Here is a 26,545-nt window from a genome sequence, read left to right on the forward strand (position 1 = left end):
TTTTCTCTAATCGTTGCACTCTTTGGAGTTCTGCGTAATTTTGTGGTCAACCATTAATCAAACGTAAAATCGTAAATATAGAATCGTGTTAGCAAAAAGAATTATACCTTGTCTCGACATCAAAGACGGGCAGACCGTGAAAGGGACGAATTTCGTAAACCTCCGCCAGGCCGGTGATCCGGTAGAATTGGGGCGTGCCTATAGCGAGCAGGGAGCCGACGAACTGGTGTTTCTTGATATTACCGCCAGTCATGAAGGGCGTAAGACTTTTGCCGAACTGGTCCGGCGGATTGCTGCCAATATCAGTATTCCTTTTACCGTTGGGGGAGGGATCAACGAACTGAGTGACGTAGACCGCCTGCTCAATGCCGGTGCCGACAAAATTTCCATTAACTCTTCCGCCATTCGCAATCCGCAGCTGATAGACGATATTGCCAAGCATTTCGGGTCACAGGTATGTGTGCTCGCGGTAGATGCCAGACAGACCGGAAACGGATGGAAATGTTATCTCAACGGCGGGCGTATCGAGACTGACAAAGAACTGATGACGTGGACCAAAGAAGCTCAGGAGCGCGGAGCCGGCGAAGTGCTGTTTACCAGTATGGACCACGATGGAGTGAAGACCGGATACGCCAATGAAGCCCTGGCGGAGCTGGCTTCCCAACTCTCCATACCCGTTATCGCATCGGGCGGAGCAGGCCGGATGGAGCACTTCCGCGATGCTTTTACACTTGGTAAAGCAGATGCCGCACTGGCAGCCAGTGTTTTTCACTTCGGAGAAATTAAAATTCCCGAATTAAAATCGTATCTTTGCGACCAGAGAATTACCGTCAGGTAGAAAGCGTAAGCAAATCTTAGCCTGAAGATAAAAGACGATATAGAAATGAATTAAATAAGAGTTCACCACAGATTACACAGATTAACACAGAACTTTTAATCGTAGATAATCAGAGAGATCAAAGATTAATCAGTGAAAATCCGTGTCATCTGTGGTGAACCCGAAAACATAAGAACCATGGATTTAGATTTTGATAAAATGAACGGACTCGTTCCGGCTATCATACAAGACAACAACACCCGCAAGGTGCTGATGCTTGGCTTCATGAACAAGGAGGCTTACGAGAAAACTGTTGAAACCGGGAAAGTAACCTTTTTCAGCCGTACCAAGAACCGTTTGTGGACTAAAGGTGAAGAGAGCGGTAACTTCCTGAATGTCGTGTCTATCAAAGAAGATTGTGACAAAGACACTCTGCTGATTCAGGTAAATCCGGTCGGTCCGGTATGCCATACCGGAACTGATACTTGTTGGGGAGAGAAGAACGAAGAACCTGTCATGTTCCTCAAGTTGCTGCAGGATTTCATTGACAGACGTCACGAAGAGATGCCCGAGAAGTCCTATACCACCAGCCTGTTCGATTCCGGTATCAACAAGATTGCCCAGAAGGTAGGTGAAGAGGCGGTGGAAACTGTTATCGAAGCCACCAACGGCACAGACGACCGTCTGATCTACGAAGGTTCCGATCTGATCTATCACCTGATTGTATTGTTGACTTCCAAAGGATACCGCATCGAAGATCTGGCACGCGAATTGCAGATAAGACATAGCGACTCATGGACGAAACACTGATTCACTATACCGACGTAGAGATACATCAGCAGGAACTCTGTGTGCTGAGCGATGTCAATCTGCAACTGCACAAAGGTGAGTTCGTTTACCTGGTGGGTAAAGTAGGCTCCGGCAAGACCAGTCTGCTCAAGACCTTCTATGGTGAGCTTGATGTGGCTTCCGGCGAAGCCGAAGTGCTTGGTTACCGGATGACATCCATCAAACGCAAGCACATTCCGCAGTTGCGGCGCAAGCTGGGCATTGTCTTTCAGGATTTTCAACTCCTCACCGACCGTACAGTGAACGACAACCTTGAATTCGTGCTTCGCGCTACCGGGTGGAAGAATAAACAAGAGATCAGGGAGCGCATCGCTGAGGTGCTCAACCTTGTCGGGATGGAGAATAAGGGCTATAAACTGCCTAATGAACTTTCGGGTGGCGAGCAGCAACGCATCGTAATAGCGCGTGCCGTGCTCAACTCGCCGGAGATTATCTTAGCGGACGAGCCTACCGGGAACCTCGATGTGGAGACTGGAAAGGCCATTGTCGAACTGCTGCACAACATCTGTCAGGCGGGATCATTGGTAGTGATGACCACCCATAATCTCCAGTTGGTTACCGAATATCCCGGACAGGTATACCGGTGTGCCGAACACCGCATTGTCAATGTGACGGACGAATTTGTGAAAAGAGAAAATAATTAATATACATACTAATTTTAACACAGTAACGAAAATGAAAGTTTTAAAGTTTGGAGGAACTTCCGTAGGCTCTGCACAGCGGATGAAGGAAGTGGCCAAATTGATTACCGATGGTGAAAGAAAGATTGTTGTCCTCTCGGCTATGTCGGGCACAACAAACACATTGGTGGAGATTTCCGACTATCTGTACAAGAAGAATCCGGAAGGTGCCAACGAGATTATCAATAAGCTGGAGGCTAAATATAAACAGCATGTTGACGAGCTTTACGCTACTGAGGAGTATAAACAGAAAGGGTTGGAGATCATAAAATCTCATTTCGACTATATCCGTTCGTACACCAAAGACCTCTTCACCCTGTTCGAAGAGAAAGTGGTGCTGGCACAGGGCGAGCTGATCTCTACCGCTATGGTCAACTATTACTTGCAGGAGTGTGGCGTGAAATCCGTATTGCTTCCGGCTTTGGAGTATATGCGTACAGATAAGAATGCGGAACCCGATCCTATCTATATTAAAGATAAACTTCAGGCACAACTGGAACTCTATCCGGATGCTGAAATTTACATCACCCAAGGCTTCATCTGCCGCAATGCTTATGGCGAGATTGACAACTTGCAGCGTGGTGGAAGCGACTATACCGCTTCACTGATCGGTGCCGCTATCCATGCTTCCGAAATCCAGATCTGGACCGATATCGACGGTATGCACAACAATGACCCGCGCATTGTCGACAAAACAGCACCGGTGCGCCAGCTGCATTTTGAAGAAGCTGCCGAGTTGGCCTACTTCGGTGCCAAGATTCTGCACCCCACCTGTATTCAGCCTGCCAAATATGCCAACATTCCGGTCCGCCTGCTGAACACCATGGACCCTCTTGCGCCGGGCACACTGATCTCCAACGATACGGAAAAAGGTAAGATCAAAGCAGTAGCTGCCAAAGACAATATTACTGCTATCAAGATCAAGTCGAGCCGTATGCTGCTTGCTCACGGTTTCCTCCGCAAGGTGTTCGAGATCTTTGAGAGCTACCAGACTTCCATCGATATGATCTGTACGTCGGAGGTAGGAGTTTCCGTATCTGTCGACAATACCAAGCACCTCAACGAAATTCTGGACGACCTGAAGAAATACGGTACCGTTACAGTCGACAAAGACATGTGTATCATCTGCGTCGTAGGCGACCTGGAGTGGGAGAACGTAGGTTTCGAAGCCAAAGCGCTCGATGCTATGCGCGACATTCCCGTGCGTATGATTTCGTTTGGCGGTAGCAACTATAATATTTCCTTCCTGATTCGTGAGTGCGACAAGAAGGTTGCTTTGCAGTCGCTCAGCGATATGCTGTTCAACGGCAAATAGAAATGAATTAGGTTCACCACAGATTGCACAGATTAACACAGAACTTTTAATCTTAAAATATCGACGAGATAAATTATTAATCTGTGAAAATCCGTGTAATCTGTGGTGAATTCAAAACTGATTAGTAATTTTTCAAAATGAAAACTGTATTCCCCATTCATAAATTCCGCGAGTTGCAGACCCCTTTTTATTATTATGATACAAAGGTGCTTCGCGACACGCTGGCGTGCGTCAACCGTGAGGTGGCACGTTACGACAACTTCAGTGTACACTATGCCGTCAAGGCCAATGCCAATTCCAAGGTACTGACCATCATCCGCGAAAGCGGACTGGGTGCCGACTGTGTCAGCGGAGGTGAAATCCGTGCTGCCATCAAAGCCGGTTTTCCTGCCGGGAAGATTGTCTTTGCCGGTGTAGGCAAAGCTGATTGGGAGATCAACCTGGGACTCGATTACGATATTTTCTGTTTCAACGTCGAGTCGGTTCCTGAATTGGAAGTCATCAACGAACTGGCCGCTGTCAAGGGCAAAGTAGCCAACGTTGCTTTCCGCATCAACCCCAATGTCGGTGCGCATACCCATGCCAATATCACTACCGGGCTGGCCGAAAACAAATTCGGCATCAGCATGCACGATATGGATAAGGTGATCGACGTGGCTTTGGGCATGAAGAACGTGAAGTTTATCGGCCTTCATTTCCACATCGGTTCGCAGATTCTCGATATGGGGGATTTCATTGCGCTTTGCAACCGTGTCAACGAGTTGCAGGATAAGCTCGAAGCCCGTCACATCCTTGTGGAACATATCAACGTAGGCGGCGGACTGGGCATTGATTACGATCACCCCAACCGTCAGGCCATTCCGGACTTTGCCGACTACTTCCGTACGTACGATGAACATCTGAAACTTCGTCCGCACCAGACTTTACATTTCGAACTGGGGCGTGCCATTACGGGACAATGCGGTTCGCTGATTTCAAAAGTGCTTTATGTCAAGCAAGGCACCAACAAGCAGTTTGCTATTCTCGATGCCGGTATGACCGACCTGATTCGTCCGGCACTCTATCAGGCTCATCACAAGATGGAGAACCTGACTTCCGAGGATACGACCGTTGAAACCTACGACGTGGTAGGTCCCATCTGTGAGTCGTCCGACGTTTTTGGCAAAGCCGTCGATCTGAATAAGGTGAAGCGTGGCGACTTGATTGCCCTTCGTTCCGCCGGTGCTTATGGCGAGATTATGGCTTCCGGCTATAACTGCCGTGAATTACCGAAGGGCTATACTTCGGAGGAATTAGTGTAATCTCCGAACAATCTATCTTTTAAAATTGTTATTTTTGTAGTGATTTTAATAACTTAAAATGAATACGATTATGATTTCAGAGAAATTACAGAATGCAATTAACGAACAGATTACAGCCGAGATGTGGTCTTCTAATCTGTATTTGTCTATGTCTTTCTATTTTGAAAGAGAAGGTTTTAGCGGTTTTGCACATTGGATGAAGAAGCAATCTCAAGAAGAGATGGGGCATGCTTATGCCATGGCCGAATATATTATCAAACGTGGCGGTACGGCCAAAGTAGATAAGGTAGATGTTGTTCCTACCGGTTGGGGTACTCCCCTCGAAGTGTTTGAACACGTCTTTGAGCACGAACGCCATGTATCGAAATTAGTGGATGCATTGGTCGACATGGCCGCAGCCGAAAAAGATAAAGCGACTCAGGATTTCCTTTGGGGATTCGTTCGCGAACAGGTAGAAGAAGAAGCTACTGCACAGGGCATTATCGATAAGATTAAGAGAGCCGGTGATTCCGGTATTTTCTTTATCGACTCTCAGCTCGGCCAGCGATAAGGTTGTTCACCACAGAGTACACGGAGTACACAGAGTTTTAATGTTTTTCACCACAGATTACACGGATTAACACAGATTGAGAAATAGATAAATCTGTGTTAATCCGTGTAATCTGTGGTGAGCGATTGATTTCTCTCATAGTTCCGGTTCTATTTTTCGATGTTCCCCTTTTAATTTTAAATCTGTGTTAATCTGTGAAATCTGTGGTGAACCCTGATTCGTTTATATATAATGTACGCGCGCGTGTACCTTACATTTCATATTCATTCAGAAACGCTTTATCCGCCAGATACATCGCTGCTTGTTTGCAGAACCGTGTGTCGTTCAAGTGACAATAGTATTCCTCCACGCTTTCGATGGCCGCCTGTCGTTCGGGTTCGCTCAGCTTTTTCCATTCGCGCCTTGCACGTCCGATGTTTACTTTGGCTGTTTGCGTCATCTCGTGATACCTTTCCCAGAAGAGGTGGAAACTCCGGTCCGACGAACTGTTTCCCGTTTCGTACGCTTTCAGCTTCCCCGTCCATAAGTCGTAGTTGTTGACTCGTATCCGCATCATTCCGTTGGGAGAGGGTAGTCGCTCGATGATGCCTTCTTTGATCATTGCGTTGAAGAAGTGCCGGGTTTGCGTGCGTTTCCAGCCCAGCAGGCTCGCCCAGTGGAGCAGGCTGTGGGGTGATTCTCCGCGGTGGCAGATGAAGTGCTGTCCGCACGAGTCGCACTCCGTATCCGAGTAGTTGACGTTCATCAATACCCGTATCAGGGCTTCGAATCGCCCCTCTGTTTGTCCGTGAGTGGCGAAATAGTTTTCTAACAGAGATTTTGGGATGACGATATAGCCTTTTTTCAGCATTTCGACAGTTGGTGTTTTCATGGCAGTTTTGTTTTTAATGGATTTCTAATCTGATTTCTCACCACAGAGTAACACAGAGAAAATATTTTTTCAAGTGTACCGGTTATCAAAAAGAAACAAAAACTCTGTGTTACTCTGTGGTGAACTCTCCGCAAAAGTACCCTCCCTTGGCCCTCTCTCCAAAAAACGGGTTCTGATTGGTTGGAACAAGTCATTCTCTGTTGCTTCCTGTTTGTTTTTCGGGGGGGATAGGCTGGGGAGGGTGGCTACAGAGGCTCCGTTTCTCTCCGGCAGAGCCTCTGTCGGCCTGTGACGGAGGCTCTGTTTGCCTGTGTTTGAGGCTCCGTTTCCTCCCCGTTTCGTCCTCCATAGGTGGGCCAGTGCCGGAGCCACCTTTTTTCTGTCTCTTATCGTTTGGCTCACAGATGTTTATGCGGTGTCTTGTCATCCCTCGAAAATATCAGGTGGACCATATAATAAATACTAACAAAAAAAGATATATGAATATATCAGTCGAATTTCCGGTCACGATTGAGCAGAGTCTCCCTCAATTCCGGGTTTCGGGTGATCAATAATCCTGCTTCGTCCGGCATGCCCCAATGCCGGATGATGATACTGATTTGTCTGGGAGAAAGCATCAGGGTGTGCGGGTGGTATTCCGCTTCCGCCAGTTCCCGGGCAAGTCGGGGGTGCTTCTGTATTTCGCTGCGGAAGCGGCGGATTGCTGAACTGCTGGCCTGTAAGTCCGGAAAATAAGCAATGGCTACGGTGGATATCGGATGGAATCCTTCGAGTAGCCAGTTTGGGTGTTGATTGTTCATGTTTTTAAATCATTTAAATGTTTATAATTTCTGCCGAAAAGCAGTTAATTTACATTTTGGGGCGCAAAGATATATGAATTTTTTGAATAGTTCTTTTTCCCCCGATCCCTCTGTTTATGGGGTATTTAGTTATTTGTCCTGATGTTTCATCGCGTGCGCCCGCAATGAACCGGAACGCGCGAGAGGTGTTATTTGTAATTAAATTGATAAAATATGAAAAAACAAAGTTTAACATTTTATTTGGCTTCTCTGGTCAAAAAGATGAAGTCGGGCGGGCGTTACGGCACTGCCCACGTGTACGATTGTGCCATGAAGTCGTTCTCCACTTTTTGCGGAAATAAGACTGTTCCGTTCGGTGTGCTCACACCCGAATGTCTGAAACGGTACGAAAATCATTTGAGGGGAGCGGGTAAGAGGGAGAATACGGTTTCCACCTACCTCCGTATGCTCAAAGCCGCTTATCGCAGGGCAGTTCGCGAGAAGATAGTAGAGGACTATGACCCTATGCTGTTCAGCGACGTCGGTACCGGTACGCGTGCCGGTATCAAGCGTGCCATCGAACCCGATGTCATGAGCAGGATACTCAATGCCGACCTTTCTGCACTTCCCAAGTCGCTTCGTACGGCATGCGTACGCGCCAGCCTGATGTATCGTTTCCGTGGGATGTCTTTTGCCGACTATGCTTATCTGCCTGCCGAGGGCTTGCAGCCCAAGAAGCGGCTAACGTACAAGCGTAAGAAGACGGGGCGTGCGCTGACTGCCCTTGTTTCGGCGGAGACACAGGCTCTGATCGATCTCGATGCAAACCCTCAGGAGGGATCGGACTATCTTTTCCCCATCCTGGGGACCTGCGAATGGGGGAGTGAGGCGGGATATAAAACGTATCAACGGGAACTCCGCAAGTTCAACCATCGCCTGGACAGGCTTTCCAAGGTGTTGGGGCTGGGTGTCCGCATCAGTTCGTATACCATCCGCCATACATGGGCAACAACCGCCTTCCGTCAAAAAGTACCGATAGGCTTGATTGCCAATGCTATGGGGCACTCGTCCGTTAAAGTGACGGAGACGTACCTGAAACCTTTTGAAGAGGAAGAGCTAAACCGTGTCAACGAAGGAATCATAAAGTACACCATGGGACAGATGAATGCTGCCGTGTAGTAGTATCTGGCTGATAATCAGCCGTTAATTTGTAGGTAACGGCACGAGTATAATTGCACAAAAGTGAACAAAACAAAGCAAATATCCAAATAAAACCGTAAATAATTTCGTTTAAATCTCCAAATAATCTTCCATACTGTCTTTTTTACCTGCCTTTTATCTTTTCATGAAGAAAAACCGCATGTGAGTGACTTTCACATTTAAATGTTTAAATGCGATATTGACATTTTATGCCGGTTGCTAAACGTATAAATGTTTTTATTTCTGATGTTTAGAGAGTGAGATGCCCGCTGACACTTCGGCCTGTCATGTGCCGTTACCTACAAAGTAACGGCCATCACACAACAAAACAAGAAAATATGCTTACAGCAATTACTCAGGAAGCCATCAGGCTTTTGCGTTATATCTATTATCGGGACACATCCTGCGGCTGTCCTTACCATCCTGCTGACTGTGTTTTTAAAGATGCTTCCGTACTTCTGCTTCAATTAGAGGGCGGAGGCTTGGTTCGTTGTGTCTGTCAGGAGGCTCCGGATAAGCCGGAGTCGTACGAACTCTGTAAGCCTTTGGAGTCCGTCAACCTTTTATCCCTTTTGCTGATACTGAACGAGGGTGTACACCCGGTTTCTCCCGACGTGGACGAACAGCGTGTCTACGGACGCTATGGGGTAGTCGCTTCCCGTATGGGTGTGGTCAACCAGATGATGCGCAGCATCTTCGGTGAGATTCATTTGACGGAATTGTGTTTGTAATTTGATTTTTAGAGATTGTCTGCCATGAACCGGATTTTACTTCTGCTCCTATATGTCTTTCTGCTTTCCGCCCCTGCCTTGGGACAAGAGGGCGGCGCTTGCCCTGCCCGGCGGTGCGATTCGCTGCATACATTCCGTTTTGTACAGGGGCGTGATGTGCTGTATGCCGACTATCGTGGCAACGACCACGAACTGAAACGGCTTTTTGCGGCAGTCACCGCTTTCCGTTCCTCCATCGTGGATGGAAAGATGCGCATCTACGTAGACGGTTACTGTACGTCGGGGAGCAGTGTGCGCGATAATCTCCGGCTGGGTTATGTACGCAGCAGCCGTGTGAAATCCGAACTTATCACCCGCAAGGGGATGAAAGAAGCCTGGTTTGTGACACACAACCATGCCGTGCCGTGTCCCGACGAGGAGCGCGATGTGGTGGTGGTATGCCTGCGCGAACCGTTGGCGGCCGATACCCTGAGCCGTTCCCGCTATGCCGGGTATGCCTCCCGTTATCCGCTTTTGCCCGCACGGGCTCCTTCGTTGCCGGAGGGCGGAACGTGCCCGGTACCCGCTCTTCACGAACAGTCCCGCCCGCTCGCGGCGGAGCACGCATACCCTGCGCAGGTCGGGCCCTCGCGGGTCATCTTCTCCCTGAAAACCAATCTGTCCGACTGGGCGGGTCTGACGCCGGAGGGCCGTTTGGCGGCTTTCCGTCCCAACCTGGCTGCCGAACTGTGCTTTGCCCGTCGTTGGTCAGTGATGGCCTCGGCGGCATATTCCGGTTGGAAAGGGGGGAAGGAGCACCGTTTCTGGGGTGTTTCGGGCATTAGCCTCGAACCCCGCCTGTGGCTTAGGGGAGACGGGCGTTACCGCCGGTTCTATCTGGGAGTTTACGGGCAACTGGGCGACTTCGACTATCAGCCTTCACCTTCGGGAGATGCGGGCGCTACAGGTGCCAGCCGCACGGGATGCTACTGGCATACCGGACTTTCTTTCGGTGTCTATCTGCCCCTGTCACGCCATTGGGGGATAGAAGCCGGGATACGTGGAGGCTATCGCAATGCCTCGGCGAAGGCTTACGACAACGAGCCGCCCCATGCATACTATCATCACGATGCCTCGTCCGTCCGTTGGGGGCTGACGGGGATCAACGTGGGCGTGGGATATAGGTTTTAATAATAGTGGTGAACTAAAACAAGAAGATTGGGAATATGATATTCAAGCCGAAATATATGATAAAAGTGGTCGCTCTTATTGGCTTCTGCTTCTGCTCCTGCACCGAGCGCACCCTTGAGCCGCGTCCCGAGGTAGAGCCTGTCCCCATCCGGCTTTACACAGGCATCCGCACCCGTGCGTTGGTCAGCACCTTTGGCGAAACTTCTGTGGGCATTGCCTATGGAAGCCGCACGGGAGAGTACGACGGTGCTTGGGACGGGGTGGCTACGGACAACGAAATCCGCCTCACCCCCGAACGCTATTATCCCGCTGACGGTTCGGCGCTCTTTCTGAGGGGATATTATCCCCCGGCTCCCCTGGAGGCGGACGGCAGCCTGACTTACCGGCTCACGGGCGAAGAAGACCTGATGCTGACCGGGGAACAGTCCGGTTCGCTGTCGTCACCTTTCGGTCCGGCGGAAGAACAATCGCTGATGTACCGCCATCTGCTGACCCGGCTCAGTTTTGCCCTCACCATCGAGGCGGAAAACGCCGAAGGGTTTCGCATCCGTGAGCTCCACCTCAATGGTCTGGCGGGCGAGGTCAGCCTTTCGCTTGCTACGGAACTGCTTACCGCTGCGGATGAAACGGTTTCGGTGCCCATCTATACCGTTGAGGAAGGAGGGGACGGATTAGGGTTTACCGATGGCAAACTTTCTCTTCCGGGCTATGTATTGGTGCAACCTTCGGCTACGTTCACCCTCGACCTGACGCTGGCCGTGGACGATGACCGTACACACGACCGGGTCTACCGGGAACTTCCCATCCGTTTCGAAGGAGGCGGGGCAGGCGAGGGAGGCATCTCGTATACGGTGAAGGTGGAGTTACCCTCACCTTCCGCACCCGATCCTGTAGAGATAAGCGCCGTGGCCACAGTAGGAGAGTGGCAGGCGGGGAAACCGGGAAGCGGCGAACTGGATGGAGGCAAGGTAAGCGGTGAATCCTTGAAATAACAACTATATTATTAACTATAAACTTAAAAAAAAATGATGAAAACGAAATTAAGTGTAGCGGCCATGGCATTCCTATTGGCGGGCTGCTCAAGCAATGACACGGACAGTCTGCCCGAGAGTCCGGTGAACGCAACCCCTATCCGGGTGTCGCAGAGCGTACAGGGCCTGGCCACCAGCCGTGCTGTGGCTACCGAAGGAGCCGAGGTGACAGCTACCGTGCTGATGCACGACGGAACATCGGGAGAATGGTCGGGTTTTACTCCGGTCACCAAGAACGAGGTTGGCGATGACGGAGCGCTGAATGCACGCGCCACTGTGTCGAACACCACTTTCACGGTAGGCGGTTCTGCCGCCGATTTAGGGCTGAACCCTACTCTTTACTATCATGCGTCAAATACGAGTGAGAATTCTTTCCTGGCGGCAGTCTCTCCCGCAGGCGAGGTGAATGCGACTACAGTAAAGATCCTTCAGACAGACGGACAGCAGGACGTGATGTATGCGAAGGAAGTAGCGGCCGGCAACAGCGGGGCTTCGCAAACAGCCGCCCTGGTTTTTGAGCACCTCACCACCCAGCTTAATTTTGCGATGAAACTGGAACCGGTTGCCGAGAACAAAGGAGAGTGGGCAGGTAAAACGGTCAGCCTGAAAAGCATTGAGGTGCAGGAGGCTTATCGTCCTACCATGGTGAACGCCACCAATGGCGATGTGACGTGGGATAATATCAATAGCGGTACTCTTCCTGTCCCGGGCATTTCTAACAATGTGCTGTCGGCGGAAGCCGTGAAAGTGGGTACACCGGTCATGATCCGTCCTGCGGCTAAACTGACGGTTTGCGCCATTATCAATGTAGGCGGCACAGATATTCCTTTCCACAATGTGCCCGTTAAGGCTGCGAGCGGAGATGATCTGGCTACAGTGAAAGGCGAAGCCCACCTGATCACCTTGACAGTGAAAGAGCCGAAGGGTGCGAATGCTACCAAAGTGACGGCTACCGCTACCGTGACTCCATGGAAGGCCGGTGCTGACGGCAGCGCGACATTAGAATAAATCTCTCTGTTGCCCATGTTGACGAAACACTCTTTTACACAGATAGGCCTCTTCGCCCTGCTGGGCGCATGGGTTTCCGGCTGTACGGCCGCCGGCGACTCTCTCTTGACGGAAGAGAGGGTCCCGGTGCAGCTCTGTGCCCGGGACGGAGCGCTGTCGAGGGATGCCGCTGCCGGCAATCTGCCGGAACAGGAGTTCGAAGCTACGGTGGCACTTTCTACTGTGAAGGGTGACTACGCTTCTTTATCGGAGGCATACGAAGGCGCTTGGGACGCCACGGTCCGGACTGACGGCTCTATGGAGTGGAAAGCGGCGGCGGAAGCCGAGCCTGTATTCCCCCTTTCGGGCGACTGGCTCTACCTGACCGCTTTCGCTCCGGCGGCCGTTCCGGTAAGCGGCGTGGCGTCTTTCGTGCTTACGGGACAGACCGACCTGCTTTATGCCGCCGAGCTTCGTGGCAACAAGTGGGAAGGTGAGCGCTTTGCCGGCAACCGCTTGAAGGCGGACCGTCCGCTGGAGTTCAGCCATCTGCTCACACAGCTCTGCTTCAAAGCCTGCAAGGGCCTTACGGACGGAGTGGCTGTAAGCATCCGCCGGATTACGGTGAACGGGGCGCTGCCTTGCGCGGACTTGACGTTGGCTACGGGAGTGCCGGTGTTCAGCGCTACGGAGGAACATCCCGCCGGACTCTCACTGAGCCTTGCCGGACCGGGAACCGAGGTGACCGGTACCGCTCCCGTGGAAATAGGAACGATACAGGTGCCCCCTTTACAGGCGGGCGACACCTATACACTGACTGTAGAAACTTCCATAGGCACGTTCAGCGGTTTAACGGTGAACTACGCCGCCGGAGAGAATCTGTTGCAGGCAGGCATGTCCCATACCGTGACGCTGACCATCGGTGACCATGAATTAGGAATCACCTCCGTGACCACACAACCGTGGACTACGGTGACGGTGGACGGTGACCTGGAGGCGGAATAATTTCACCACAGAGTAATTTCACCACAGAGTACGCAGAGTACACAGAGGGGATTTATTCAAGAGGTATTAGATAGAAAGACTAAAAAAAACTCTGTGTCCTCTGTGTCCTCCGTGGTGAACTCAAAAGAAAAACGAATTATATATTAAAGGAAAAACGAAACATGATGAACCATAATATGAAAATTCATTGGCTGCTTGCTCTGTCGGCAATGCTTCTTGCCGTAGGGTGTGGTGAGAGCGCATTGCCCGAAGAAGGGCCGGACGAAGAGGAAAGAGTAGAATTGCAGGTGTCACCGCAGGTGGCACTGACACGCAGCGCAATACAAGGCACAGATGCGGCTACGGACGGAACTGCGATGGGAAGCATCGCGGTATACGCAAGCAACGCGACGACCAACAATGCGACGAATAATTACGGGCTCTATACCTATGCCGGCAGCAGTTGGAGTAATAGCGGTACGGATAAGATTTATCTCTCGGCAGAAGAGGCGAACATCTATGCGCATTATCCGGCCTATAAGCCGGGGACAGGCGGGGCGCTTGCGACAACCGGTACCGCTTTGAAGGTGAACGGAAGCGGGCAGGTGACTGCTAATTCTACCGTGAATATCTCTGTATTTCCGGGGACAGAATCTGCTGCGATTGATGCTTCAACAGATAATAGCGGTAGCAGTACAGCGCTTCTTACAGCTTCGGGAGAAGTGGACTATATGTATGCCGACCAAACAAGTACTCCGAAAGCCAGCTATAAAAAAGGCGTATCCGGTAAAGAGGGAACGGTCACTCTCTCCATGAAGCATGCCCTTGCCATGGTCAGCTTCCGGGTATACGCGGATCATACTTATAAGAATACCGGTGCGTTAACCAAGTTGGTGCTTAAGAATGTAAATTCTGCCACTATACTGAATAATGGCGGTACCAATCCTACAATGAAGATTTCGGACGGTACGATAACCCCGGGAAGCAGCCCTGCGGCAGCGACCTATACACGAGGTATCTCGAATTATACTTTGCAGAAAGCCTCGGCTGACGCTGATAATGCCAGAACCACAGCCCAGAACGCTTCGAAAAAAGTAAGTATCTTGGTGCTGCCCGAATCGACGCAGGACAAAACGAATGTAGAGGTCACCCTCAAGATTGACGGTCAGGATTATGCGGTCAGTCTCGGTAATGCTGCGACGAATGCCTGGAAAGCCGGCGAGAATTACCTCTACACCGTCAAGCTCAGCGGTAAAGAACTCTCTATCACCAGCGTGACCGTAGCCCAGTGGAGTGGAAAAACCGGAGGTTCTTTAGAAATACAATAGGTAATAGTTATGAAATACATTCACCACAGAGGACGGAACGATCAATGATGAACGATCAACAATGAACAGTTGAGAACAGTAAAACTCTGTGTCCTCTGTGTCCTCTGTGGTGAATTAAACCAAATAATAGATGACCCGACCATTTACCTTTTTACTCCTTTGGAGCGTAGCCCTGTTTTTCGGTGCCTGTTCCGGCGAAGACTCTTCCGCCACCGACGGAGACCGCGTTCCCTTGCGTCCCGGTATTCATGCCGGTGCTACCCTCGTCTCCAGCCGTACCCTTGTCAATGGCATCGGTACGGGTGCAGACCGGATCAATAGCATCGGCATCTACCTCGCAGCTCCGGACGGTAGTCTCTATCCCGGTAGCAGTGCCACGGGAGCCACCTTTACCAAAGGTTCCGGCAACAGTTGGAGCAGCACCCCGCCTACCTATGTCAGTCTCCGGACGGCAAGGCTCCATGCCTGGTCGCCTGCCACCGTGACGTTGACGGCCGGTAGCGGAACCACTCTGCCCACACTTCCGGTAACTCTGCCTGAGGGGCAGACCTTTGACGGAGCCAATGACTACGGTTGTTCCGTCCATGACTATCTGTACGGTTCCGCCACTTCCACTCAGGGATCGGCTGAGCCCATCACTGCCAACAGCCAAAGTGCCACTCCTGCCATTTACTTGCAACATGCGTTGGCACAACTGGTGTTTCGCATCCAGAATGCGACTGACCGGCCTGCGGATGCGGTGTATGATTATGTAAAAAGCGTCCACCTGACCGCTGAGGGAGGCGCTACACCCTTTCTTGCGGGCACTTCGGGTGCGATGGCTTTATCGGATGGGGCGTTGTCCGGATTGTCTGCAAGTGGTAAGCTAACCTTCACCCCTTCGACAAACCCACAGAAGATAGGAACCACCGGAGCTGTTACCGTGGCCTATGGACTGGTGGCGCCGAAAACGGCGGCGGCATCGTCTGTACGGGTCACTTTGACTTTGCGGCTGGGCGAAGCCGGTTTGGGTAACACCGCCACCGAACGTGAACTGACCCTTACGACCGATGTTTTCAATCAGGCATGGGATCGGGGAAACCAATACATATATACGTTGACGCTGGGTAAGCGGGGACTGACCTTGCAGGACGCGGCCATTCTGCCTTGGAATGCTGAGACTCCGGTGGGCCAGGATATGAAGCCGATAGGATGATAATTTTTTAAATGATGTGTATGAAAGCAATTCAATTCTATATCGTGTGTCTGCTGCCGGTGCTGGCCGGATGTGCCGATGACACGGTGTTGCCCTCCGTACCGGAGGGAACTCCGCTGACGGTGACCGCCGAAATAAGTGTGCCGGATGCGGCGCGGACGATGGCGCCCACCCGTGCCGTTGCCACCGACAATGGTTATGACCGCAGCACTTTCGTTACTGCCGACCGCATCCGTATCATCCGTACGCGTGGTGGAAGTTCGTCCGCTCCGGTGGATTATACGCTTTCCGCCACAGGAGAGTGGACCCCTTCGGCAGCGGGCTCGGAATTGCTTTTTGAGTCGGGAGCTACCTATCAGGCTATGTATCCCGCCGATTACTCCGGCATTTATGCCGATCAACGAAACAAAACGGGAGGTGTGGACGGTGAGAACTACCGCAACAGTAACTTGCTCCGTACCAGTGCCGGGGTGACTTCCGGTGCAACCGGGGTGCTCTCCTTCACGGGAGACGAGAATGCTTTTGTGCACCGCAACACCAAGTTGACCTTGACATTTGAGGGTAAGAATGCGTTGACACAACCCTTTGCGTATATGACCGTGCAAGGTCAAGGGCTTTATAGCGGCGGAACCGCTGACGAAGATATCTACCTGTATCGTCCGGACGAGACGAAATACACCTGGCACGGCATCCTGTCACCGCTGACAGCCGAATCACCTACGCCGGAGCAGAAGAAGGTTACCGTTACGGTGACCGACTACAACGGAGTGAGCTATACCGCCAGCCTGACTTGCGAGCGGAAGGCGGGCAGCCATTACAGTTACACCCTTACGTTGCAAAACAACATCCTGATGCCCGTAGGAGAAGAGATCAAAGGATGGGAGAACGGAGAGTCGCATACGGGAAGTCTCACGTAACAATGAATTATGAACGAATAACCTCTGTGTGACCTTGTGTCACTCTGTGGTAAATTAAATGATGAACAATGAACGGTAAGAGAACGAATTGGATAGGAGGAGTATGGATTGCGCTGGCTCTGGCGGCGTGCGCCCAAGGGGATCCGTTGCCTGTTCCGTTGGAAGTATCGGCGGAAATAGGACAAGGAGAGACCCGTGCCGGGGACACGCACGCGACTGACTATGACAAACGGACGTTCGTCACCGGCGACCGGATAAAAATATCGAAATCCGGTGGTGCTGCCGAAAGTGCACTCTATCAGCGCAAAGCGGAGGGTGGCTGGGGGCTGGCCGACGGACAGACAGCGCTGACCACTACCGGATCAGAGTCTTTTGCGGCTTCCTTTCCGGAGGAATTCAGCGGTATCCTTGCCGATCAAAGCACGCCAACCAATTTCTGGAAAAGCAACCGGTTGACGGCGGCAGGAGTATTGAACGGAAATAAATGCAGCTTTACCTTTGCGCCGGCAGCGGCGAAGGTGACTGTGGTGGTGACTTATCAGTCGTCGCAGACACCTGAGAGCGCCTCTTTGTCCGGGACGGGGATTCGTACCGATGCCGGTGCCTCGGAAACCATAACCCCGTATTGCGCCTCGGGAAGCACGACGACTTCCGTCCGCCATACCTATGTGGCGATAGTCTGTCCCGGCTTGCGGCAGTTCACCATCAAGCTGAAAACGACGACGGAACAGGAAAAGACTTATACCGACACGTCGCCGTTTACGCTACAGGCGGGATATAACTACCAATATAACTTCACCGCCACCAACGAACTGATTCTGACGGGTGTCACCGTGGCGCCTTTCAGCGATGTGACGGAAGAAAATGTGGGAAGCGCAACCTGAGAAAGGAAGAGAGATGAAACAGAAAGAATATAGACCGATGAAGAATAGGAAAGCCCATAAGGGCACGATGGGAGCCGTACTGCTACTCGCAGCCTTATTCACCTCGTGCGGGGCGGACGATCCGTTGCCTGCGGGCGGCCCTCTGCGGCTGACCGGGGTGGAAGTGGAAACCGGAGAGGGAAGTGCCGCCACCCGTGCGGCGGTCACCGCCGTCGAGGCGATCAGTGTATATGCCACTACTGAGGCTCACGTGGCTTATGGCAGCAATCCGTTTTCGGAGTATCGGCTGCAGAACAACTCCTGGAGCGCGGACCCTGCTCCGGTGATTACCGCCAATGCCCTTCTGTATGCCTGTCATCCTCCGGTGGCGGGAGTAACCCATCAGGCCGACGGCAACCACACTGTACCCGTATCGGTGATGACTACCGCCGGTGCAGCCGATTTTCTGGCGACGGATCAGCCGGACTATCTCTATGGAGTATCTCCCGCTTCGGGGCTGGCACCGGTCACGGCCACTTCGGGTGCCCGGGCGGTCAGCTTCAGGATGAAGCACGCTTTGGCAAAGGTCAGCTTCCGGATTGTGAAGTCGGCTTCGGCGAATAAAGATAAGCTGGAGTTGGTGCAGATAGAGATACAGAGCGGAACCAGTCGTTTGCAGTCGGGTACGGGTACAATGAACCTGAAGACCGGTGTCCTCAATGGCCTGTCGTCCACCTCCCTGTTGACGCTTGCCGATGCGGCAAGTCCGGTCGTGCTGAAAGAGCAGCAGGCTACACCGAATGTGAGTTGCCTGACAGCCCCGATGACGGGAAAGGAAACTGTGCTTTCGTTCCGCCTGAAGGTTCGCATCAATGGTGAGTCGGCAGAAAACGCCCATGCGTTTGAAACGAAATCGGTAAGTGCCGAATGGAAAGCCGGTTACCACTACGTCTATCAGATCACGGTGGACAAGATGGGGGGCAGCTTGAGTTCGGTGAAGATAGATGACTGGAAGAGTGACGCGAACCAGAACACGAGTATTGGAATTTAAGTTTCACCACAGATTACACGGATTAACACAGATTATTTACTCTTCAATATCAACCAGGATAAATTATTAATCCGTGAGAATTCTGTGTAATCTGTGGTGACAAAAATAGAACGATGATGAATAAGAGACTGAAATATTGGATAGGTTGTGGCCTTTGCTGCTTGGGGAGTCTTGGGCTGGCAGGGTGTTCGGGGGATGATATGCCCGGGGTGTCCGGTTCCGGCGGAGATGAAGGAGAGACGGTGGCACTCAGTTTCCGGCTCTGCCGCTTGGTGGCAGGAGAGGCGTCGACGCGTGTGGACGGTGATCCGGCGGATATGGCGGACGGAAAGACATTCCAGGTTTACGCTTTTCCGGCCAATGCTTCCACAACAAAGACCCAACCGCTGGACGGTAAGATCTATACGGTGAAGAATGGAGTGGCCACGGGTGAACTCTATTTATATCGTGGGACGTACGATCTTTATCTGGTGTCGTATAATTCCTCGACCGAAGTACCGGAACTAAAGGCGGACGGTACGATTCCGGTCGGGAACGGCAAAGACTTTATGTATACTACGCTGAAAGGAATCGTGGTACAACCCAACCAGATGGGAGAGAGCCACATGAGCGTGACGCTGCCCAATCCGTTTAAGAGAATGGGGGCACAGGTGCAGGTGAGGGTAAGAGCCAAAGACGGCTCGCCGGTACGTGTGGAAAAATTGAAAGCCAATAGGGTGACCATAACAGGACTGCCGCCTTCGCTGGCTTATACGCTGGGACAACCGGCATGGGGGACAGCGTCCGGCTATGAATCTTCATTCGCTTTTGAATCGTTTCAGGAACCGGCTGGTGGAAATCCGATAGCATGGCGTGAAAGCAGCAAAGAGGTATTGCTTCCCGTTGATGGTTCGACGTTGATAAAGTTCGATGTAGATCTGACAGTGGATTATTATGCGGATACCCCTTATGTCAGTTCGTTCCCTGCCGAGATACAGAAAGTGTTGTTGCCGGGAATGACTTATCAGTTCGACTTTACGTTGACGTTTTATGGTATTCTGAAACCAACCGATCTGACGCTGGCCGTGAAAGAATATAATACAATTACGCTGAATACCGACGATTTGGGAAAGGGATAGATACGCTTTTCCGGATCATCGTTTTGAAGAAATAGACAAAGTTATAATAGCAATATGGATGGAGTAAAAATAGGATTCAGGAATCTCTGGGGACAAGTGGCAATGGCATTGGTTCTATTGTCGTCGATGGGAGGCTGCACTGAGGAAGAGACTTCCGCCGGATCGCGAAACATGGTCTTCCGGCTGAGTTTGCCGGGAGTGTTGGAGGTGAACACACGGGGAGGAGGAACGCTGAACGAGGTGATGATTGATAATGTATGGGTAGTGCAATACAGTACGACTGGTGACGGCGGAACGCAGCTGGTGGATGGAACATTTCTGAAAGCCCAGTATTTTGATAATTCAAAGCTGAGCATTCCGAAGGAGAACATGACCATTGAAGTTGCTACTTCGGACTTCTCGACAGCGGCAAGCCGGTTTTACGTGATAGCCAATGCTGGTTCCGACTTGTTTACGGAACAGACGGTTGCAGGTGGCAGCGGAATTGAAAAAGAATCGAAACTGAAAGCGGTCACTGTTGATTTTCAGAGTAGCAATCCTACTTTGCTGTCTTCCGGCCCGTTGACATCGGCCAGTGCCGAGGGTAAACTGGTGGTGGTAGCTCCGTTGCTTCGTGCATTCGCCAAGGTAAACGTGACATGGAGGCTTTCGTCCGATATAACTTCAACGGAGGGAGCAAACCATGGCGCAAAGGTCGCAATCACTGCTTTAAAAGTATATAACTTGCCTGAGAAGAGTGCGCTTTATGCACGTGGGGGTGGGGCATTGACGGCTCCGTATCCCGATCTGTCGTCGGTTAGCGGTTCAGTTGTGGAAATTAAATCTACGGATGGCACAAGTGTTTTTCCGGTGAACACACCTCGCAGTTTCCACATGGCTGAGAATCTTCGGGGTACAGGTACAGGGGGGAGTTTCGCTGAAAAGAACCTGACAGGAAAAGGACCGGGAGACGGTGGAGCGTTGACGGGATGCACGTATCTGGATTTGGAGGGAACTTATACTTATCCTGGTGCGACGGATGCAATCGGCATGAAATACCGTATTTATTTGGGAGGTAACTTAATGAATGACTATAATATCCAGCGGGGCTATCTTTATGATTTGACCGTCAACATCAGCGGAGCCAATAGTGCGGACGTAAGGGTGACCATCACGGATGGTAACGTGATCATGTTCGATGAAGTGGAAATCATCCCGAATGAAGTGAATTTTAGATAATACGAAGGAGGTAAGATGAAATACAGCAGTTGTATGAATAGGTTAGGATGTATGCTCACGGTAACGGCTCTGTTGATGGGGTTGACGTCTTGTGAGGAGCGGTTCAGTGAGTCTGTTCCGGCAGCCGGTGAAGGAAATCCGGTAGAAGTTTCTCTTTCTTTCGGTTTTGCCGAGGAGGAGGATGGATACGCGCTTTCAGTGCCCGCCGATACGCGTGCCGGAGAGGATGGAGAGGGCGGAGCGTTCAGCGCACGCCTGCTGCCTGCGGCGAAGACCCGGACCGGGGAAGTCACCCGTCCGGACGCGCTTTACCAGTTCTACCTGATGCAGTATGACCGGAGCGGCAATCTGATAGGGAGCGTGCAATATAAGGAGACGGTCCCTATCGGAGCGAATTTCTCTACCGTTCCCACTTCCGTCACCTTGCAGCAAGCCACGGATTGCCAGTTGGTGGTGATAGTCCGCGGGCAAGGGAATACGACACCTGCCATTAGCGGTAACCTTGCCAATGTGCAGAAACAGATGATGGATACTACACTCTTCAAACATACCATTCCGGCCGGCGGACTTACGCAAGCCGATATCAACAAAATGCCCTATATACTTCATCTGCCTCACGTCAACGTGACGGCCGACGGCAAACTTCAGAGTCCGGATGGCAACTATGATACCCGCTTGCTGCTCAAGCGGCTGGCTGCCAGGCTGAAAGTGACCTGGACGGTGGATGATAAAAACCTCACCCAAAAGGGGTATGTGCTGAAAGAGGTAAAACTCTGCCAGGTGCCGGCTGACTTCCGTCTGCTTCCTACGGAGACAGACACGGAGTGGGGAAAAACCTATCCGAGCGAATTGGTGGAGTATGTCGATTATTATCGCCTGACGAATGCCGCTGATCTGGCGGGGGGAGAGAAAACCGTATGGATACCCGCCAATGTGCGGGGTGCTTCGGCCAAGGCTACCTCTGCCTATTATCGTACGAAAGAGAATGCGCCTACCGCCGCTTCGTACATGGAGTTAGTGGTGGACAACGTAGAGAAGAAGGAGCGCCTCTACTACCGTGCTTATCTGGGCGGACGGGAGTCGACAGACTTCAACCTTTACGAGAATAAGGATTATAACTGGGATGTGCATATCACATCGACTAATTATCAGGCCGACAGACGCATCCAACTGTTAGATCAGAGTCCGGTGCTAAGCACCAACCTGGTGGAGACCTCCAACTGCTTCATGATGAAGCCCGGTACGAATATCTGTTTTAATCCGTATAAGCACGAAGCGGGGATGAATGGTTATAATGTTCCGTTGAGTGGTTGGAATACACATCTGACGGATGGTGCGACGCTGGCCGATAACAAAAAAATAACGGATGTTAAGTTGATCTGGCAAACCAAGGATGATGCTACGTCGGGCGATTTGGTGATGGGGTATGCCATCAGTAGAGACGATCATTCAAATCTGGCGCGTATCACCGACGGAGGTGATCTGCAAAAAGCCCGTATCCACGTTAAAGTGCCGGTGAGCAAAGGGGGGAATGCCTTGATTGCTGCCTATTCCGGCAGTACGATTGTATGGAGCTGGCACCTTTGGATAACCGATTATGTGCCGCAGGGGATTACTTCCTCTGTCACTTATGCCCAGGCACAGCAGTTGACTCAGAACGGGAGTGTACATCAGTATGCTACTGATGCTTTCAAAGATGGAGGAGCGCATGTCGGGAAAGTGATTATGGACCGGAATCTGTGCGCGACTGCCGGAGGATTTCCCGGTGAGAATGCTTCATTGCTGGAATTTGCAAAGCGGATAGGCTATCTGTACTATTGGGGGCGCAAGGACCCGTTCTTGGGGTCGATAGACGGAACGGCGAATGAACTCAACGTTATTTATGACGGAGAAGGACGAGGGGTAAAACTGGGAAAGGTCGCTTATTCCAATATTACATTAGTAAATGGCAATACGCTGCAATATGTGATTGAGCATCCTGATCATATTATAACAGGTTCGGGCAGCGATCAGAACAATAGCAGGTGCTCTTGGTATAGTTTGAATGAAACTACCGCGGAGTATCAGTATTTGTATAATAACTCTAAAACTCTTTATGACCCTTGTCCGGCAGGATGGAAGACTCCCTATCAAACAGTGTACAAGGGCTGGAACACGGGGCAGGGGTATTGGTTTAATGCGAATGGAGCGTTTGTGCAAAATGGTAGTGCACACGAGCGGGGTGGACGTCTGTATAATGTATCCGGTGGAAGTGGTGTGCCCTCTCCCCGTACGGAAGATAATACAGCCTGGTTCCCGGTCACGGCATACCGGTCTTTTGCCAATGGAAATTTGATATTTAATGGAAGTGCCGCCGGATACGAAGGAACGAATACGATAGCAAAGACTGGCAATAACTACCGGATATATTATACAAAAATAGCGGCAGGAGAATTGACTACTCCGGCTAATGGTTGGGGAGTTCTCGGTGAACCTTATCCGTTTCGATGTGTACAAGAATAATAATGATATGAAACAGACTTGGAAGAATAAATGGTTAATGCTCTTGGGAGGAGTGATCCTTCTGGGAGGGTTGAGTGGATGTGAGGACCGGACGGAAGAGGCGGTGGTTCCTCCGGCGGATAGTGAAGAGGTGACGGTATCGATGGTCTTCGGCTTTGCCGAAGATTCAAGTGATAATGATCCTCAACGGCTCGCCTCAACGGCTCGCCTCAACGGCTCGCCTCAACGGCTCGCCTCAACGGCTCGCCTCAACGGCTCGCCTCAACGGCTCGCCTCAACGGCTCGCCGTTGAAAGCAGCAAAGCTGCTTTTGATGTGAACCTTTCGTCAGGAACGATGACTCGTGGCGGGACAAGCGTTCCGGATCAGTTATATAACCTGGAGATACGTCAGTATGACTCGAATGGAACTTATAAAAACGGGAAGGACTATGGCAATGTAGCGCTTGGGAAACATCTGGAGGTCACTTTAAGCGCACTGACGGACTGCCAGTTGCTGATTGTGGCGCGTGGCAACGGGGGGGCGATAGCTGCCTTGGGTAGTAACTCTTTGGAGAAGGTGCAGGCGATGGACGTAAACTCGTCTGTGATCAATGCGATTAATCCTTCGAATAGTGAAGATATGAAGAAGATGCCTTATGTGCTCCATCTGGAGCATGTGAATGTGGTGACGGGCACCGACGGTAAGGCTGTGATTCAGAGTCCGGAGGGGAGCTATGATACCCGCCTGTTGCTGAAGCGCCTGGCTGCCCGGCTCACCGTGGAGTGGACATATGCTGTGAGCGGATATACTTTGAAACAACTGTTGCTCCAAAGTGTCCCGTTGAACTATGCGGTTATCCCTACCCCCGATAGTGAGGGAAATTATCCTTCTATCCTGGATCAGTTTACTACTTTGCAGATAAAAAATGTGGCACAAAGCGGAAGTTACTCTTGCTGGGTACCGGCCAATATGCGCGGAGAGAAACCGGCAGCGAACTCTGAAACCCAACGGACAAAAGAGAATGCTCCTAAAGGAAGTTCTTTCTTTAACTTTGTCGCGGTGAGCGATCAGGATGCAAAAGTTAAACTGGACTATCGTGTTTATATCGGCGGGAGGCAGTCGACGAATTTCGACATTAAGAGTAATGCAAATTATGATTATACGGTGAACTTTGCACATAGCGGTATCCCGACAAGTGATAAACGGGTGACCTATATCAACCCTGTACCCGCTTCGGAAAATAATGAAAACTTTGTGCCTACGGCCAATTGCTTTATGGTATCCGCCGGAGGCGGCTTCTGCTTTGATCCGCTGGCATACCAACAGAATGGAGATCCGGATAAAACGAACGATGTATTGAAAGGTTGGTGTGAGGCTTCCGGAGGAATCACTACGATGAAACTGCTCTGGCAAACCAAAGAGGATGGAGACATCGGTGAGCCGGTAATGGGAATCGTAACTTCGGAGGATGACCATACGAACATCGTGGATTTGAAACGGACAGATGGAACCGATCCGACGTTGTATCCGGTGAAGAATAAAGGGGAAGCCCGTGTTTATTGCCGTGTGGCTCCGGGAACTACCGGTGGTAGCGGGGTGATTGCCGCTTATGGTGCGGATGGTAAGATACTCTGGAGCTGGCATGTGTGGGTGACGGACTACCGCCCGGACGCGACAGGTGATGCGGATGTGCAAGAGCCGTTGACTAAAAGAAAACTGAAATTTACATATGGCAATCATGGAAACCAGTTACCGATGATGGATCGTAATCTGGGGGCTATGGCCGGATATGCCGGCGTGCCGCCGTCGGATGTGGAGAAGTTTAAGACACATGGATTCCATTATCAATGGGGAAGGAAAGATCCATATCCGAGCAGTTATTCGAATAAGCCGATCACGATAGTGAATCTTCCTACTCCGATGACTAAACCGATTGTGGGAATATTAAGCTTATATAAGCCGGATGGAGTCACTTTCCTGCCTTTTGATCCGGCTGTAAATGCTCAGGCGACTTATCGGACGGCTTACCAGAATCCGTTGAATATATATAAAAAGACAAATGTACATAAATGGATAGCGGACAGTGATCGGAATAATACATATCTGAATGCTTGGAATATTCAGAAGACAGTTCATGATCCGTGTCCGGCAGGATGGCGTGTAGCACTGATTGAGAACTATCTTTCACTGTTTAGCAATGTGAATCAAGCAGTCAAAGCATCAGACAATGGTGCTAATGTGATGAATTCGGATAGTGTTGGTGCACATGGAGGAATGGTTATGGCATATGATACAAATAAAAAACTAACGACTTATGTTCGGCTCACCGGTTATTATTATTTGGATAGTCAGTTTGCGTATATTGGAGAATCTGCTTTAATTTGGTGCGGAAATAAGTTAGGTACTGCTTCGGGAGGGGAAACAGTGAGTTATTTTAAAATAGGAAAAACTGCTTCGACAAAAGCAAGTATTGTTCTTACAGGACATGAACGTGAAGCGATTCCCCTACGTTGCATTCAGGAGCGGGCTGACTGACCGGTATGGATTGATAAAGTTATAAACGATCTGTTGTTTTGTTTGTGAAAGTTCCGCTTGCTTCCGGTGGGGAGGAGCGGAACTTTATTTATGTGGCTCCTATGGGCGTGGTGTGGAAAAGTAATTTTTAATGTTTTAGTTTTCCTTCCATTGTGCTCAGGTAGATGTCCAAGGCACGAGTCGATATCTGTATCTCACGGAGAGAAACGCCTAAAGAGGCGATTAACAGAAGCAGTGCGAGTCCGAAAATATAGATGGAAAGCAGGAACAACCCGATGTAGATAAGAAACATGGTAACTACGCAGAAGAATAGGCTGGCAATGCCGAACACCTGCATCATGCGGGTCAGGTTGAGGCGTTTGCGCAGATTCTCAATTTGAGCTACATTGATATCAGAGGGATCTTCCATATAACGGTCGCGAAGAGTGCGTACCAATTGGGCATACGAGAGAAAACGGTTGGTGTATGCCAAAAGAATAAGTGAAACGGCTGAAAATAGCAGCGCGGGTGTCGTGAGTGTAAGTTCTTCCATTGTTATCATACTTTTATATACAATAACAATGGAAGAGAAA

At 50.8% G+C, this 26,545-nt stretch carries 25 protein-coding genes; 22 read left to right on the plus strand and 3 right to left on the minus strand.

Annotated elements, in window-relative coordinates; genetic code table 11:
* Window positions 1–85: 85 nt before the first annotated feature.
* The 6 genes from hisF to QK890_RS13520 all read left to right on the plus strand — a co-directional run bounded on the left by hisF (window position 86) and on the right by QK890_RS13520 (window position 5,512).
* On the plus strand, window positions 86–838 hold the full coding sequence (gene hisF / locus QK890_RS13495) for an imidazole glycerol phosphate synthase subunit HisF (RefSeq protein ID WP_234077405.1): 753 nt from the start codon (window positions 86–88) through the stop codon (window positions 836–838).
* A gap of 177 nt (window positions 839–1,015) precedes the next feature.
* Window positions 1,016–1,627, plus strand: coding sequence for a bifunctional phosphoribosyl-AMP cyclohydrolase/phosphoribosyl-ATP diphosphatase HisIE (hisIE, locus tag QK890_RS13500; protein WP_367627395.1), 612 nt, complete (start codon window positions 1,016–1,018; stop codon window positions 1,625–1,627).
* A complete protein-coding gene (locus QK890_RS13505; RefSeq protein WP_005780058.1) occupies window positions 1,612–2,310 on the plus strand; it encodes a cell division ATP-binding protein FtsE in 699 nt (232 codons plus the stop codon). The genes hisIE and QK890_RS13505 overlap by 16 nt, the downstream gene beginning before the upstream one ends.
* Before the next feature lie 31 nt (window positions 2,311–2,341).
* On the plus strand, window positions 2,342–3,661 hold the full coding sequence (locus tag QK890_RS13510; RefSeq protein WP_005780056.1) for an aspartate kinase: 1,320 nt from the start codon (window positions 2,342–2,344) through the stop codon (window positions 3,659–3,661).
* 137 nt (window positions 3,662–3,798) lie between these two features.
* A complete protein-coding gene (lysA, locus tag QK890_RS13515; protein ID WP_122141749.1) occupies window positions 3,799–4,962 on the plus strand; it encodes a diaminopimelate decarboxylase in 1,164 nt (387 codons plus the stop codon).
* A gap of 70 nt (window positions 4,963–5,032) precedes the next feature.
* Window positions 5,033–5,512 (plus strand): ferritin, encoded by a 480-nt coding sequence (locus QK890_RS13520; protein ID WP_005807003.1) that lies wholly within the window; start codon window positions 5,033–5,035, stop codon window positions 5,510–5,512.
* A gap of 250 nt (window positions 5,513–5,762) precedes the next feature.
* Here the strand turns inward: QK890_RS13520 and QK890_RS13525 are convergent, their stop codons facing one another.
* Together QK890_RS13525 and QK890_RS13530 are read right to left on the minus strand one after the other, a co-directional pair.
* Complete coding sequence (locus tag QK890_RS13525) at window positions 5,763–6,383, minus strand: hypothetical protein (RefSeq protein WP_032543840.1); 621 nt, start codon at window positions 6,381–6,383, stop codon at window positions 5,763–5,765.
* 488 nt (window positions 6,384–6,871) lie between these two features.
* A complete protein-coding gene (locus QK890_RS13530) occupies window positions 6,872–7,183 on the minus strand; it encodes a DUF4248 domain-containing protein (protein WP_122130719.1) in 312 nt (103 codons plus the stop codon).
* A gap of 213 nt (window positions 7,184–7,396) precedes the next feature.
* Between QK890_RS13530 and QK890_RS13535 the strand changes: the two genes are divergently transcribed.
* The 16 genes from QK890_RS13535 to QK890_RS13610 all read left to right on the plus strand — a co-directional run bounded on the left by QK890_RS13535 (window position 7,397) and on the right by QK890_RS13610 (window position 25,973).
* Window positions 7,397–8,341, plus strand: a complete 945-nt coding sequence (locus QK890_RS13535; RefSeq protein ID WP_367627396.1) for a tyrosine-type recombinase/integrase — start codon at window positions 7,397–7,399, stop codon at window positions 8,339–8,341.
* Window positions 8,342–8,700: 359 nt separating this feature from the next.
* Window positions 8,701–9,093, plus strand: a complete 393-nt coding sequence (locus tag QK890_RS13540; protein WP_234191623.1) for a hypothetical protein — start codon at window positions 8,701–8,703, stop codon at window positions 9,091–9,093.
* 363 nt (window positions 9,094–9,456) lie between these two features.
* Window positions 9,457–10,263: a DUF3575 domain-containing protein gene (locus tag QK890_RS13545; protein ID WP_284697307.1), complete on the plus strand. Its 807-nt coding sequence runs from the start codon at window positions 9,457–9,459 to the stop codon at window positions 10,261–10,263.
* Between the two features lie 35 nt (window positions 10,264–10,298).
* A complete protein-coding gene (locus tag QK890_RS13550; RefSeq protein WP_367627397.1) occupies window positions 10,299–11,255 on the plus strand; it encodes a fimbrillin family protein in 957 nt (318 codons plus the stop codon).
* A 33-nt stretch (window positions 11,256–11,288) separates the two neighbouring features.
* Window positions 11,289–12,302: a fimbrillin family protein gene (locus tag QK890_RS13555; RefSeq protein ID WP_367627398.1), complete on the plus strand. Its 1,014-nt coding sequence runs from the start codon at window positions 11,289–11,291 to the stop codon at window positions 12,300–12,302.
* A 15-nt stretch (window positions 12,303–12,317) separates the two neighbouring features.
* Window positions 12,318–13,286 carry a fimbrillin family protein gene (locus QK890_RS13560; protein ID WP_367627399.1) on the plus strand — a complete coding sequence of 323 codons (969 nt, stop codon included), beginning with the start codon at window positions 12,318–12,320 and terminating at the stop codon, window positions 13,284–13,286.
* 161 nt (window positions 13,287–13,447) lie between these two features.
* Complete coding sequence (locus QK890_RS13565; protein WP_367627400.1) at window positions 13,448–14,593, plus strand: fimbrillin family protein; 1,146 nt, start codon at window positions 13,448–13,450, stop codon at window positions 14,591–14,593.
* A 130-nt stretch (window positions 14,594–14,723) separates the two neighbouring features.
* Window positions 14,724–15,788 carry a fimbrillin family protein gene (locus QK890_RS13570; protein WP_367627401.1) on the plus strand — a complete coding sequence of 355 codons (1,065 nt, stop codon included), beginning with the start codon at window positions 14,724–14,726 and terminating at the stop codon, window positions 15,786–15,788.
* Window positions 15,789–15,799: 11 nt separating this feature from the next.
* Window positions 15,800–16,705, plus strand: a complete 906-nt coding sequence (locus QK890_RS13575) for a fimbrillin family protein (RefSeq protein ID WP_367627402.1) — start codon at window positions 15,800–15,802, stop codon at window positions 16,703–16,705.
* Between the two features lie 68 nt (window positions 16,706–16,773).
* Window positions 16,774–17,589, plus strand: a complete 816-nt coding sequence (locus tag QK890_RS13580) for a fimbrillin family protein (protein WP_367627403.1) — start codon at window positions 16,774–16,776, stop codon at window positions 17,587–17,589.
* Between the two features lie 37 nt (window positions 17,590–17,626).
* On the plus strand, window positions 17,627–18,619 hold the full coding sequence (locus tag QK890_RS13585) for a fimbrillin family protein (RefSeq protein WP_223126547.1): 993 nt from the start codon (window positions 17,627–17,629) through the stop codon (window positions 18,617–18,619).
* A 116-nt stretch (window positions 18,620–18,735) separates the two neighbouring features.
* A complete protein-coding gene (locus QK890_RS13590) occupies window positions 18,736–19,737 on the plus strand; it encodes a fimbrillin family protein (RefSeq protein WP_350354710.1) in 1,002 nt (333 codons plus the stop codon).
* Between the two features lie 54 nt (window positions 19,738–19,791).
* Window positions 19,792–20,955: a DUF4906 domain-containing protein gene (locus QK890_RS13595; RefSeq protein ID WP_250711609.1), complete on the plus strand. Its 1,164-nt coding sequence runs from the start codon at window positions 19,792–19,794 to the stop codon at window positions 20,953–20,955.
* Between the two features lie 33 nt (window positions 20,956–20,988).
* Window positions 20,989–23,457, plus strand: a complete 2,469-nt coding sequence (locus tag QK890_RS13600; RefSeq protein ID WP_367627404.1) for a DUF4906 domain-containing protein — start codon at window positions 20,989–20,991, stop codon at window positions 23,455–23,457.
* 7 nt (window positions 23,458–23,464) lie between these two features.
* Window positions 23,465–23,749, plus strand: a complete 285-nt coding sequence (locus QK890_RS13605) for a hypothetical protein (RefSeq protein WP_250702876.1) — start codon at window positions 23,465–23,467, stop codon at window positions 23,747–23,749.
* On the plus strand, window positions 23,634–25,973 hold the full coding sequence (locus tag QK890_RS13610; protein WP_255580226.1) for a DUF4906 domain-containing protein: 2,340 nt from the start codon (window positions 23,634–23,636) through the stop codon (window positions 25,971–25,973). Before QK890_RS13605 ends, QK890_RS13610 begins: the two co-directional genes overlap by 116 nt.
* A 127-nt stretch (window positions 25,974–26,100) precedes the next feature.
* Here QK890_RS13610 and QK890_RS13615 read toward each other — a convergent pair whose 3' ends face one another.
* Window positions 26,101–26,505, minus strand: a complete 405-nt coding sequence (locus QK890_RS13615) for a DUF2721 domain-containing protein (RefSeq protein WP_005806973.1) — start codon at window positions 26,503–26,505, stop codon at window positions 26,101–26,103.
* Window positions 26,506–26,545: the final 40 nt, after the last annotated feature.

It is taken from the genome of Bacteroides sp. NGMCC 1.200775, from assembly GCF_040798045.1.
Lineage (GTDB): Bacteria > Bacteroidota > Bacteroidia > Bacteroidales > Bacteroidaceae > Bacteroides > Bacteroides hominis.